The organism is Simiduia sp. (genome assembly GCF_058345725.1).
In genome coordinates, this window is sequence record NZ_JBTUOC010000022.1 from 30,896 (window position 1) to 43,066 (window position 12,171).

13 protein-coding genes are annotated in these 12,171 nt (G+C 57.8%); 6 read left to right on the forward strand and 7 right to left on the reverse strand.

Going from position 1 to position 12,171, the window contains the following annotated elements; translation table 11 throughout:
• Nucleotides 1-63 precede the first annotated feature (63 nt).
• From hpf to ACW8F6_RS05325, 6 genes are all read left to right on the forward strand, one after another.
• The gene (gene hpf / locus ACW8F6_RS05300; RefSeq protein ID WP_491574808.1) at nt 64-354 is read left to right on the forward strand and encodes a ribosome hibernation-promoting factor, HPF/YfiA family; all 291 of its coding nucleotides are present in this window, start codon (nt 64-66) and stop codon (nt 352-354) included.
• A gap of 4 nt (nt 355-358) precedes the next feature.
• Entirely contained in the window at nt 359-820 is a 462-nt protein-coding gene (locus tag ACW8F6_RS05305; RefSeq protein WP_491574809.1) for a PTS sugar transporter subunit IIA, read from the forward strand.
• Nucleotides 821-834: 14 nt separating this feature from the next.
• Nucleotides 835-1,728, forward strand: coding sequence for an RNase adapter RapZ (gene rapZ / locus ACW8F6_RS05310; RefSeq protein WP_491574810.1), 894 nt, complete (start codon nt 835-837; stop codon nt 1,726-1,728).
• Nucleotides 1,729-1,732: 4 nt separating this feature from the next.
• A complete protein-coding gene (locus tag ACW8F6_RS05315) occupies nt 1,733-1,999 on the forward strand; it encodes an HPr family phosphocarrier protein (RefSeq protein WP_491574811.1) in 267 nt (88 codons plus the stop codon).
• A gap of 159 nt (nt 2,000-2,158) precedes the next feature.
• Nucleotides 2,159-2,677 (forward strand): ribosome biogenesis factor YjgA, encoded by a 519-nt coding sequence (gene yjgA, locus ACW8F6_RS05320; RefSeq protein ID WP_491574812.1) that lies wholly within the window; start codon nt 2,159-2,161, stop codon nt 2,675-2,677.
• Nucleotides 2,678-2,681: 4 nt separating this feature from the next.
• On the forward strand, nt 2,682-3,296 hold the full coding sequence (locus ACW8F6_RS05325) for a trimeric intracellular cation channel family protein (protein WP_491574813.1): 615 nt from the start codon (nt 2,682-2,684) through the stop codon (nt 3,294-3,296).
• A gap of 6 nt (nt 3,297-3,302) precedes the next feature.
• Here ACW8F6_RS05325 and msrB read toward each other — a convergent pair whose 3' ends face one another.
• The 7 genes from msrB to ACW8F6_RS05360 all read right to left on the reverse strand — a co-directional run.
• Nucleotides 3,303-3,839, reverse strand: a complete 537-nt coding sequence (msrB, locus tag ACW8F6_RS05330; protein WP_491574814.1) for a peptide-methionine (R)-S-oxide reductase MsrB — start codon at nt 3,837-3,839, stop codon at nt 3,303-3,305.
• A gap of 66 nt (nt 3,840-3,905) precedes the next feature.
• A complete protein-coding gene (locus tag ACW8F6_RS05335; protein ID WP_491574815.1) occupies nt 3,906-8,030 on the reverse strand; it encodes a YhdP family protein in 4,125 nt (1,374 codons plus the stop codon).
• Nucleotides 8,031-8,039: 9 nt separating this feature from the next.
• Complete coding sequence (gene rng / locus ACW8F6_RS05340) at nt 8,040-9,518, reverse strand: ribonuclease G (RefSeq protein ID WP_491574816.1); 1,479 nt, start codon at nt 9,516-9,518, stop codon at nt 8,040-8,042.
• On the reverse strand, nt 9,515-10,114 hold the full coding sequence (locus ACW8F6_RS05345; protein WP_491574817.1) for a Maf family protein: 600 nt from the start codon (nt 10,112-10,114) through the stop codon (nt 9,515-9,517). The genes rng and ACW8F6_RS05345 overlap by 4 nt, the downstream gene beginning before the upstream one ends.
• Nucleotides 10,115-10,223: 109 nt before the next feature.
• Nucleotides 10,224-10,709 (reverse strand): rod shape-determining protein MreD, encoded by a 486-nt coding sequence (gene mreD / locus ACW8F6_RS05350; protein WP_491574818.1) that lies wholly within the window; start codon nt 10,707-10,709, stop codon nt 10,224-10,226.
• Complete coding sequence (gene mreC / locus ACW8F6_RS05355) at nt 10,687-11,472, reverse strand: rod shape-determining protein MreC (RefSeq protein WP_491574821.1); 786 nt, start codon at nt 11,470-11,472, stop codon at nt 10,687-10,689. Before mreC ends, mreD begins: the two co-directional genes overlap by 23 nt.
• An 87-nt stretch (nt 11,473-11,559) precedes the next feature.
• On the reverse strand, nt 11,560-12,171 hold a 612-nt coding region (locus ACW8F6_RS05360; protein WP_491574819.1), incomplete at its 5' end, for a rod shape-determining protein.

Here is a 12,171-nt window from a genome sequence, read left to right on the forward strand (position 1 = left end):
GCGGTATCGCACCAATACAGGGCAGGTGACACGCAAACGCAGCGACAAACGAGGAGCAGCCGAATGCAAATTAACATCAGCGGACACCATTTAGACCTGACCGACGCCATCAAAAACTACGTCAACACCAAGCTAGAAAAACTCGAACGCCACCACGACCGAATAACCAGTATCAACGCCATTCTGAGCGTTGATAAATTGCAACAAAAAGCCGAGGCCACGGTACATGTCAGCGGCGCGGAGTTTTTCGCTGACTCCGAGTCCGAAGACCTGTATGCTGCCATCGATCTACTCACCGATAAACTGGATCGCCAGCTTATCAAGCACAAAGAAAAGCTTCGAAGCCACCGTTGAATTTATGCAGTTTGAAACCATCCTAGCCCCACGCCGTGTTCAGCACGGCGTGGACGGCGTCAGCAAAAAACGCGCTCTGGAAATCCTGGCCGACCTTATCTCTCACGACATGCCCTCCCTGTCTGCCGACGACCTGTTTCGCAGCCTGGTCGCGCGCGAGCGCCTGGGCAGCACCGGGCTTGGGCACGGCATTGCCATACCCCACTGCCGGGTGGCCAATTGCGAAGCCACCATCGGCGCGTTGATCATACTTTCCAAACCCATTGATTTTGACGCCATCGACGGCGAGCCCGTGGATGTTATCTTTTCCCTGCTGGTGCCGGAAGACGCCGACGGCGAGCATTTGCAAACACTGGCCAAACTGGCTGAGATGTTTCAGAGTGAATCCTTTCGCGCCGAGTTGCGCAGTGCTAGCTCTGACCAGCTGCTCTATAGTAGGGTAATGCAACACCTCACCGCCGCTTAAGGAACCCCTGTACCATGACCACCGACACTACCCCCGCCCGGTTAATCGTCGTCAGTGGCCGCTCAGGTGCCGGTAAGAGTACCGCGCTGCACGTACTGGAGGACTTGGGGTTTAATTGCATCGACAACCTCCCCCTACGCCTGCTGCCCGAACTGGTAAACCAATTGGTGGCCGATCCAACCGACCAGCAAACCTTTGCCATTAGCATCGACGCCCGCAACGCCTGGCGCGAGCTAACCAAGTTTCCACAAATCATTGCCCACGCCAAAGATCGGGGTATTCCCATCGAGGTAATGTACTTAGATGCGCGCTCACCCGCGCTGATTCAGCGCTTTAGCGAAAACCGCCGCAAGCACCCCCTCAGCAAAGCTGGCGTCGCTTTGCGCGAGGCACTCGACAAAGAGCGAGAACTACTGCAACCGGTGATGGACTTGGCCGATCTGGTGATCGATAGCACCACCCTCACCCTGCACCAGCTGCGCGACCTCGTCAAAACCCGGGTGCGCCAGAATGACGAGGGGGGCATGGCAGTACAACTGATGTCCTTCGGCTTTAAACGCGGCGTGCCCGTGGATGCCGACTTCGTATTTGACGTGCGCTGCTTACCCAACCCCTACTGGAAGCCCGCCCTGCGCGCGCTTACCGGCAGAGACCAAGGGGTGGCAGAGTTCTTGGAAGCCCAGGAAGACACCGGGCAAATGTTGGCAGATATTCTGCTACACCTGCACAAGTGGCTGCCCAAATTTGAAGCCAGCAATCGCAGTTACATGACCGTTGCCATAGGCTGCACCGGCGGTCAGCACCGCTCTGTCTACATAGCCGAACAACTGCATAAACGCCTGGCCAACGACTACCCTAAGGCCCAATTGCGGCACCGGGAAATTGTGGCCAACCTGGCGGAGCACTAGCGGCATGGAGCGTCAACTTGAGATCATTAACAAGCTGGGGCTCCACGCCCGGGCAGCCGCCAAAATGGCAACTCTGGCGGCGCGCTACGGCTGCAAAATTCAAGCGGGCGTGGGCGACAAGCGAGTTGACGCCAAAAGCGTTATGTCGCTGATGCTGCTGGCCGCCAGCAAAGGCACTCAGCTGACTCTGATCACCGAGGGCGACGATGCCGCCGAGGCCATGGACGCGCTGGTGGCGCTCATTGAAGACCGCTTCGGCGAAGGCGAATAAAACTCGCCGCCCCTCGCGAGTTTGGCGCGCATGTGTGAAACACTAGGGCTTTGGGCCGAAGTTAGTTACCATGCGCGCCCCTGTCACCCAAATTCAGGCCCAGCGGGCCAATACACCGGCGCCCGGCCAAGAGCGGGCCCCTAGCAGTTGGAATGCACCATGGTTCAAGATACCCACCCAGACGATTTGCCCGAAGAAGAACAGCCCAAAAGCCGCACCCAGATTAAGAACGAAATGCTGGCGTTGCAGGTGCTGGGCGGCAAATTGTGCGAGCTGAACAAAGACCAGCTGGCCAAAATTCCACTGCCCGATCTGCTCCGCAATGCGATTGTGGAAATGGGCCGCATCAAAACCCACAACGCCAAGCGCCGACACATGCAGTTTATTGGCCGATTAATGCGCGAAGCCGATCACGAGGCCATCGCCGAGGCCTACGAGCGGCTCATGCAAGTGTCCGAACAACACGTGCAACAGCATCACCTGGCCGAGCGCTGGCGGGATCGGGTCATTGCCGAAGGCGATGCCGCTATCAACGCATTTATGCAGGACTTTCCGCAGGCCGATCGCCAACAATTGCGGCAACTGGCGCGCGGCGCGCAACAAGAGGCCGCCAAGGGCAAGCCGCCGGCCAGCGCACGTAAACTGTTTCGCTGTATTCGCGATTATTTGGTGACTTAAAGCCATGGTGGTCGACGACGCCATTTTTGTAGCGGGATTGATCGGCTGCGCGGTGTTTGCCATTTCCGGCGCACTGGCGGCAGCTGAGAAAAAACAAGACATAATGAGTTTTATACTGCTGGGGGTAGTCACGGGCCTGGGTGGGGGCACGGTGCGCGACCTGATCCTCAATAAGCCCGAAATATTTTGGCTGAACGAGCCGCTGTACTTGTACGTATGCGTAGGCGCCGCAGCGGGCACTTACTTTCTCGCCCCTATCCTGGCCTCTAAACACACCACCTTGGTATGGATGGACGCAGCAGGTATGTCGCTGTTTAGTGTCACCGCCGCTCACTCGACACTGGCGTGGCACGATGCCTGGCTAATTGCCATGGCCATGGCCATGATCACCGCGTCCTTCGGCGGCGTCATGCGCGACGTATTGCTCGATCAGATGCCGGTGTTATTAGAGCCCGAAATTTATGTGTCGGCCAGCCTGCTGGGCGCCTTGGTCTTTCTGATAGTCCACAGCCTAACCGCCGAACTTTACTGGGCCATTGGACTCGGTACCGCGGCGGCATTCAGCCTGCGCGGCGCGGCTATTATTTGGGACCTGCGACTTCCAAAATACAGCGATTAATCGCAATTAGGGAACCGTATCGGGTACAAACGCCAGCGCCGCCGAATTAATGCAATAGCGCAAACCGGTGGGTGCGGGGCCATCCTCAAACACATGGCCCAGGTGCTCACCGCAGCGCGACAGCACCTCTGTTCTGCGCATACCCCAACTGTAATCTTTTTTCAGTACCACATTGTCGGCATTAAACACATCCCAAAAACTCGGCCAACCAGAACCCGACTCGTACTTATGGCGGGCATGGAAGACGGGCAGTCGACAGCCCGCCGTGACATACACCCCACTGCGCTTTTCCGCCAGCAATGGGCCGGTAAACGGTCGCTCGGTCGCTCCCTGCCACAACACGTCAAACTGCGCCGGTGACAGCATCGCCCGCCAGGTGGCTTTAGGAATACTTTCCAACTGCTGCTGTGTGGCAATCAGCTGCTGTGCCTGCGCCACCGGCATTGACTCGCCGTCGCCACCGGCATCTGAGGCACAGGCCGCCAAACCCGTCCCGAGTACAAGCACTGCCGCAATTTGACGCAATTTGGCGTTAACAACCATGACGACTCCCAGGCAAAGCTTTCAATAGAAGCCTTTAGAGCAGGCTGCTGGCGGGATGTTACACGCTCAGGTTTCCGTATCCGCGGCATTGGCGGGCGCAGCACCGGGCGTTGTCACAGGCGCTGGTTGTGCGGACGGATTAGTAGTCGCGGCCGGTTGCACCGGCGGGCGCGTGCTGGCGTCCGAAATTTGCACAAACTGCATCACGGGATTATCGAGCGGGCCAGTCACCCGGTAATTAACACTGGTCATTTGATCGAATTGCTTTTCAAACAACCGGCTGGCTACGAATACGCCCGCGGCCACTGGCAAACCCGCCGATACCGCGGCTAAAAACGTGAGGTTATCCAGCACTGGTAAATTCACTGTCAGGCGCGTGTCGAGCGTATTGGCGATGATGTCCACCCGCCCTGCCATTTGCATTTTGCTGGAGGGCGTACGCACCGCAACCGGCGTAGCCAGCGTCAATTGACCGCTGTCAAACGCCAGCCCTCCTTTGACCTCGTCGTAGGCCATACCGCTGGCATACACATCGGAAAAGTCCAATTGTAACCGGCGAATCCAGGTATCGAAGTTCAGAATACCCATCAGCCGCATTAGGGCGTTGCTGGCAGAGGCCTCGGCCCGTAAAAAGCGCCCCTCGGCAATGGAAAAATCCACCGCCCCGGCTAGGCCAGCCATCTGCAATTGGCTGGGATCGCCCGGCCAACCCACATCCAACACAAACCGCGCACGGCGGCTTTCAATACTTTTCTCCATGGCCAGTGCGGTCATCACTTGACCGAGGTCATCGGCCAGCAAGACTCCCTTAAACGCACTTTGACCGAGGCCTTTGCGCCACGCCAGTTGCGCACCTAGCCCTGTCGTACCGTCCACCTCGAAACGCAAACCGTACAAGCTGCCTTTGATATCGCTCAGCGTCAATGTGTCGTCGTGCAGCCGAGAATCAAAGCGCAATTGCCCCAGGTTACTACCGCGCTGGTACAAACTGGCGATAGACACGCGCAGCGGAGGTAGTGGCTTGATCGCCGCCCACAGGGCCTCTGAGCGATTGTTTTCCACAGATTGGGGCGACGGCGCAACAGTGGTATCGGCCGCTTGATCCTTGGACTCGGGTTCCGGCCACAGGGGCAAGCGAAGGTAGTTCAGGCTCAAATCAATTGGCGCCTTAACGTCAAAGGGCATATCCAGGTCGCCGGCAATACGCTCATTGCGAACATTAACCCGCCACCCATTAACGCTTTGAATCGCCTCCAATTGGGTTTCGCCCACGTCGTGCGTGCCGTCTAAAAGTACCTGCTGAGCACCTAGCACGAGGTAGAGGGGCAGGTTTACCGGCTCCTCGCGCTGAGCGGGGGCAGTCGTCTGGCTGCCCTCTGCACTCGGCTCGATCGGGTGCGTATCGGCGACTGCCGACGATTCGCGCAGCCCGGACCACTGACCGCGAAAGGCCGCCATCCATGCTGCAACATCGACTTGATCTAACTGTCCGCGCACTCTGAGCATGGGCTGTTTGGGTAGACGCGCCTGCCCCAACAAATGAATGTCACCCCGCTCAAACCGCAACCCAGCCCCGGATTCTCGCCGTACCCAGCGCAATTGGGCATCCACCAACTCGCCCAGATCGGCGGCCAATGTCAGGTCCGTACTCGTCAATGGCAGCGAGACGTTCAAAGGCAGCCGGGTCTTGGCCTCCTTGCCAAAAGGGGCGGGCAAATTAATGTGTAAGCCCGCCAGGTTACTGTGCACTTTCAACCGCACGGGTGGTTTGGGTTCGCTGGCAGCACCCAGTCGCCAGGGCACTAAAATGTTGGCTTGGTAGTGAGACAAGCCAGCCAGTTGCGGCTGTGGCGGCGCACCGGCCCAAGCCAGCAGGTCCTGGATATCGGCCTGTGTCTGCACGGCGAAATCGATGGTTTCGCCCTTTAACGCCGACTGGAGATTTAAGGGTTTGCCCCATAACTGGCCCGTCATCTCCGCGATGCTTACGCCCGTCGCGGCGTGCACGCGCACATCGCCATGCAACTGCTCGGCCTGCAAATTGATAAAGGGCAAGGTCAACTGTGCATCAGCCAGCGCCAAGCGCACATCGAAATCCAGAGGTGCGCCCGCCGCTGACAAGGGAATATCTAATTGAACATCAGCGCGGTAAGCGCCAGCCAATTCCCATTGGCTAAAGGTGTGCTCTGTGGCATCCGCCAGCGGCGATGCCCGCAGCAGCTGTTCTGCATCCTGCAAGGGACCCGCCAACTGCGCCTGAATCTTCAAACGCATTGCCTGTTCGGCGCCAGCCATCAGTTCCACCCGAGCTTGCTGTAACTCAGAGCCGTACAATTGACCCTCTGTGGCCGTCACTTGCAAAGCGGTTTGATCCAACAACAACTGCGCTCGTACGTCGGTAATTTTTGGCCACGGGGGCTGGTAATCGAGGGTTGCCTGATTGATATCCAACCACAATTGCACGTTGGGTGTACGCTTTTGCTCGCCGCCCAGAAAGCCGTGAAATAAAAAACCGCCCTGTGCCACTTGGCCCGTGCCCACCGATTTGTCTAACCATCGGCGCAACTTTTTTGACACCACAAAGGGCACGTACTTTTTATGAAATTCGGCCGCCGAGTTTTCGATGCCGATTTGCAACAGTAACTCCAGCGTCTTGTCGTCGCGCCCCATGGGTGCATCGATATACACAAACCCCGTGGCATCGCCATCCTCACCGGTTAGGTGCACAGGCCCACTATTGATAAATACCGACTGCAAATCCGGCCTCAAGCTCCAGGCCACCTGGCCCTTTGCGCGACTGTAGGCCATTGGCTTTTTATACACGGTGGTGTAGTGCATGCTAAAACCCTGCCGGCTGTCCAGATCCACAAACCCGCCCTGGGCATCGGCAAATACGTACCCGTCCACCTGTGTTACCGCAGGCGCGCCCTGCCAGGCTTGAGCAGACACCTGGTCCAGATTGGCCGCAAAGGTAAAGCCCGAGGGATTGTCTAATGGCCAGCGCAGGCGTGCGTTGTGCAGCTCGCCTTTAGGTGCCAGGGTGTTCATGACCTCTTGTAGTTTTTCCGGCAGCAGCGCCGTGTCCGATAACCAGTGGTGCCACAATGGCAGCTGCAATTTATCGGTTTTCACGGTGAGCAGTTTATTGGTGTCGACGCTGGCTTTAACGGCAAAAGGCGGGTGCTGCGTATCGCCCCACTGCAGCAACACATTTTGCATTTGCAGGGCCCAACTGCCGTCGAAACGCCAGCTGCCGATCAGCTCGCTGGCAATGGTGCGAAACGGAATTTCGCGATCAGCCAATTCGAAGGGCAGCCCCGACAGCGCAATTTTGCCAACACCTTCTATCCCTTCGCTCGGCGTTAGCGTAAGCCAGGCATCCACCGAGGCTTTGCCTTCCCGACGCCATTCTCCCTCGGGCAGACCCTGCCAAAAATCCCGAGCCGCCAGCGCCAGCAGTCGCTCGGTGGGAAAATCCACAATCTGTAAGTGCGCACGGGAGCCAAATTCGGAGATATCGAAGGGATCGCCGCTGCCTTCCATGGTGATACGCACAGCTTCGGCGCGGTCTTCCAGCTGCAGACTTGCGCTCAGTCGATGGCGACCATTACCGTGCTCCAGCAATAACCGATTCACCACCACGGCGATTTCATGCCCACTCTGGAGCGTGACCTGGGTGCGCAAATCGATAAGATTGATGTTCTGACCCACCAGGAAAATACCGCGTAGATCGTCCAGGCTGTAATTGGTTGCCGCGGGCTTGTCGTCGCGGGCGCGCAATCCTTCTAGTCGCAATCGGCCGTCGCCGGCCTGCACAAAATTGCTGCGCACCCCTAAGAATTCCACATCGGTAAAGCGCAGTTGGCGCTCCCAAAGGCTGGCCAGTAAGTCTACTTCGGCCAGCGCACTTTCTACCTCCAGCACCGCCTTACCCGAAGGCGTAGAGACCACCAGCCCCTCCAGAGCCAACACCGGCACCAGGCTTTCCCAACGCGCCGCTAACGCGTCAATTTTGACTTGTAGCGACAACTGACCCGACAAATACTGCACCAACGGCTCGCGGTAATCGGCCACCAGGGGGGTGGCCATACGACCCAACTGCACCACCAGCGCACAAAGTATTAGCAGCAATGCTGTCAGCTGCCAAAAATAGCGCCAGAGCCGGGTAAACAGTCTTGCCAAAGGTTGCATAGGTTGTGACTACACCAAAATGATGTCGTACTGCTCCTGACTGTAAAGGGTTTCCACCTGAAATTTTACGGGCCGGCCGATGAATTCTTCCAGGTCGGCCACATTGGCGGACTCCTCGTCCAGCAATCGATCGATCACGGCCTGGGCGCCTAACACCAGAAAGCTTTCGTTTTCGTACGAGCGCGCCTCGCGCAGGATTTCGCGAAACAATTCGTAACACACCGTTTCCACCGATTTCAGCTTGCCGCGCCCCTGGCACACAGGACAAGGCTCGCACATGACCTGCCCCAGCGATTCGCGGGTGCGTTTGCGGGTCATTTCCACCAGCCCCAGCTCCGACACCCCGGTGATGCTGGTCTTGGCGTGGTCGCGCTCCATCATTTTTTCCAAGGTGCGCAGCACTTGCCGCTGATGCTCGGCATCCTTCATGTCGATGAAATCGAGAATGATAATGCCGCCCAAATTGCGCAACCGCAGCTGGCGGGCAATCATAGTGGCAGCTTCGAGGTTGGTTTTGAAAATGGTCTCCTCTAGGTTGCGATGACCCACAAAGGCACCGGTATTGACATCGATGGTGGTCATGGCTTCAGTCTGCTCAATCACTAGATAGCCGCCGGACTTTAAGGGCACCTTGGTTTCCAGCGCCCGCTGCAATTCGTCCTCCACACCGTATAAATCAAATAGTGGTCGCTCGCCCGGATAGTGCTCTAATAGGTTGGCAATTTCCGGGGAGTACTGGGTGGCGAACTCGGTCATTCGGCCAAATACCTCGCGCGAATCCACCCGGATTTTTTCCAGGTTAGGTTTAACCAGATCGCGCAAAGTTCGCAAAAATAGCGGTAGATCTTCGTGTAACACCGAGGGCACAGCCGCGCCCGCAATGGCCGCGTTCAAGTTGTCCCAAAGCTGATACAAAAACGGGACATCGGCCATAATTTCCGCTTCAGTGGCAACCTCTGCCACCGTGCGTACGATAAAGCCCCCCCTGCCCTCGCCGGCATTCTCCGCTATAGCGCGTTCAACCAGTTGCTTTAAGCGCTCGCGCTCGGATTCTTCTTCGATGCGTGTAGAGATTCCAATATGCGCCGTTTTGGGCATATACACCAGATAGCGCGAAGAAATAGAGAGATGGGTGGTTAAGCGGGCACCCTTGGTGCCAATTGGGTCTTTGGTCACCTGCACTACCAGAGTCTGCCCCTCGTGCACCAGGTTGCGTATATCCGGCACCTCTAGCTGGCGCGCCTCCATGCCATTTTCGTCGAGGGGGGCTATGTCGGCCGCGTGAATAAAACCCGCGCGCTCTAGGCCAATATTGACAAACGCAGCCTGCATGCCCGGTAGCACGCGCACCACCTTGCCCTTGTAAATGTTGCCCACTAGCCCTCGACGCTGTGGCCGCTCAATGTAGACTTCCTGTAATACGCCGTTTTCAACCAAGGCCACTCGGGACTCGGTGGGCGCCACATTGATCAGTAATTCCTCACTCATACACTCTGCTCTGTGGTGTGCCAATAGGGGATATTTACCTGCGCCAGCATGGGCACCAGTTTTTCGATGGGCAATCCCACCACACCGGAATAACTGCCCGACAAGCTTTTTACAAAAACTGCCCCCAAGCCTTGAATAGCGTAGCCGCCCGCTTTGTCCTGCCCCTCACCGGTCGCCCAATAGGCCGCGAGCTGCGCGTCAGATAATGGCCAAAACTGCACCTCGGTTACCGAAAGCTCTAGCGTGCAATCTGCGCCATTCAATAGACACAGGGCCGTCATCACCTGATGGGTGCGACCCGATAACCGGCGCCACATGGCAAAGGCGTGTTCGCGATCGCGCGGCTTTTCCAGGATATCGTCATCGCAGACAACCACTGTATCGGCGCCCAATACGACAGTCCCGCTGCCCAGTGCACCGGCACCGGCCCGGGCCTTGGCCTCGGCCAGCCGACTGGCATAGGCCGCCGGCAGTTCGCCCGGCCGCGGGATCTCTTCAACGGCCACGCGCAGCGCGGTAAACGGCACGCCGATCTGCTGCAATATTTCCCGGCGCCTGGGAGATTGTGACGCCAATACCAGTGCTGCGGTTTCCATGGAGCTACCTTCCTAGTCGCATAAATATCAATACCATAGACACAATTAAGCGATGGCCGTAAGACTTTAACATTATATCGGGGGATGCACCGAGCCGTGCGGCGCGACGCTAGACAACCCGGTAGCGACGGCGGATATTTTGCTGAAATTTATAGACCAGTGGCCAGCACAGCGCGCTCGTCAGCGCCGGCCACAAAAAGCTCAAGCCCGTATACTCGTGCCCCGAGAGGGAGTTGACCCAGTTGCCCACCACCTGGTGCATGCCGACCAATACGAACAGCCAACCCGCTTGCTGCCAGGGCGCATAGTTTCTAAGCCGCTGGTACGACAGCAGGCAAACATAGCCAATGAATACCAATGCCAGTGCGTGGTGCCCCAGTAGGCTGCCTTGCACAATATCCTGGATAAGGCCAACCACACACAAACTGCCCAGACCCACTCGATAGGGCAGTGCCAAAACCCAGTAGACACACACCAGTACCACCCAGGCGGGCCGGTAGTGGCTCCAGGCTCCCATGGGCCAAACCGCCAGCAATAACGCTAGTACCAGCAGTAGGGCAATCACCCACAGATTATTGGCTTTCGGCGCCTGCATCGACATTCTCGTTATCAAACACCAGCAACACGTGGCGGCTGCGGTTCAGCTGCGCCTTGGGCCGCGCGAGCACATCGGCAAAAGGTTTGCCGGGCGACATGGAAACAGAAATGACTTCGGCTACGGGATAGCCCACGGGAAAGCGCTGTCCCAACCCCGACGACACCAGCAAGTCGCCGACCCGTATGTCCACCGTGCTGGACACGTGCCGTAACTTCAGCGTATAGAGGTCGCCCACACCTTCTGCGATGGCCCGCACGCCGTTGCGATTCACTTGCACAGGCAGTGCGTGGGTGGGATCGGTCAGCAGCATCACTCGGCTGCTAATGGGCGTTAAATCAATGACCTGCCCCATTAAACCCTGGGCATCCAACAGCGGTTGGCCCACGTAGACGCCGTCGCGACTGCCTTTGTTAACCACTACCACATGCGATTGTGGATCGGGCGATACGCCGATTAACTCGGCCACCAACACCCGATCTTCCAGTAGGTCGGCCGAATTTAACAGTTGACGCAGACGCACATTTTCGGCGGCCAGCGAGGCCATTTGCTGCAGCTTGCGCTTTAACACCAGCATTTCGCTCTTGAGCGCAGCATTTTGTTGCTCCAATTCGGCGCGCGAGCTGGTGCTGCCTTCGAGCCATTCGCCCAATCGTGCGGGCACATTGGTGAGCCAGTAGAAAGGTACCGCCAGCTGGCCCACCTGCGCGCGCACCGGGTCCAGCCAGGGGGTGTAGCGATTGATCAACAACAGCGCCAGCATGGCGGCAAGCAGCACGCCGGCGCGGGATGCGGGAGAGGGGCCTTTGGTAAACAGCGGTTTGATCGTCAAACCTCCAACTTAGCGAAATTAAGAGGAGAGTAAATCGATATTGCGCTTGTCCATCAAATCCATGGCTTTACCGCCGCCGCGGGCGACACAGGTCAAAGGATCGTCGGCCACGATGACAGGCAGACCCGTTTCCTCAGACAGCAGGCGATCGATATCGCGCAACAGGGCACCGCCACCGGTGAGCACTATACCGCTCTCGGCGATGTCCGAAGCCAATTCCGGTGGCGATTGCTCAAGCGCGCTTTTCACCGCCTGCACAATGCCCGCTAAGGGCTCTTGTAAAGCCTCGAGGATTTCGTCGGAATTCAAGGTAAAGCTGCGCGGTACCCCCTCGGCCAGATTGCGACCGCGCACATCAATTTCGCGCACTTCGCTGCCTGGGAAGGCACAGCCGATTTCCTGCTTGATGCGCTCAGCCGTGGCATCGCCAATCACCGAGCCGTAGTTGCGCCGCACATAGTTGACGATGGCTTCGTCGAACCGATCGCCGCCAATGCGCACCGAGTCCGAATAAACCACGCCGTTCAGTGAAATAATGGCAATTTCCGTGGTGCCGCCACCGATATCTACCACCATTGATCCCGTGGCCTCTTCGACGCGCAGACCGGCGCCTATGGCCGCGGCCATAGG

What these genes read in the sequence shown, in the direction of transcription:
- hpf (WP_491574808.1), top strand. Translation starts at nt 64, where the DNA reads ATGCAAATTAACATCAGCGGACACCATTTAGACCTGACCGACGCCATC.
- ACW8F6_RS05305 (WP_491574809.1), top strand. Translation starts at nt 359, where the DNA reads ATGCAGTTTGAAACCATCCTAGCCCCACGCCGTGTTCAGCACGGCGTG.
- rapZ (WP_491574810.1), top strand. Translation starts at nt 835, where the DNA reads ATGACCACCGACACTACCCCCGCCCGGTTAATCGTCGTCAGTGGCCGC.
- ACW8F6_RS05315 (WP_491574811.1), top strand. Translation starts at nt 1,733, where the DNA reads ATGGAGCGTCAACTTGAGATCATTAACAAGCTGGGGCTCCACGCCCGG.
- yjgA (WP_491574812.1), top strand. Translation starts at nt 2,159, where the DNA reads ATGGTTCAAGATACCCACCCAGACGATTTGCCCGAAGAAGAACAGCCC.
- ACW8F6_RS05325 (WP_491574813.1), top strand. Translation starts at nt 2,682, where the DNA reads ATGGTGGTCGACGACGCCATTTTTGTAGCGGGATTGATCGGCTGCGCG.
- msrB (WP_491574814.1), bottom strand. Translation starts at nt 3,839, where the DNA reads ATGGTTGTTAACGCCAAATTGCGTCAAATTGCGGCAGTGCTTGTACTC.
- ACW8F6_RS05335 (WP_491574815.1), bottom strand. Translation starts at nt 8,030, where the DNA reads ATGCAACCTTTGGCAAGACTGTTTACCCGGCTCTGGCGCTATTTTTGG.
- rng (WP_491574816.1), bottom strand. Translation starts at nt 9,518, where the DNA reads ATGAGTGAGGAATTACTGATCAATGTGGCGCCCACCGAGTCCCGAGTG.
- ACW8F6_RS05345 (WP_491574817.1), bottom strand. Translation starts at nt 10,114, where the DNA reads ATGGAAACCGCAGCACTGGTATTGGCGTCACAATCTCCCAGGCGCCGG.
- mreD (WP_491574818.1), bottom strand. Translation starts at nt 10,709, where the DNA reads ATGCAGGCGCCGAAAGCCAATAATCTGTGGGTGATTGCCCTACTGCTG.
- mreC (WP_491574821.1), bottom strand. Translation starts at nt 11,472, where the DNA reads ATGCTGGCGCTGTTGTTGATCAATCGCTACACCCCCTGGCTGGACCCG.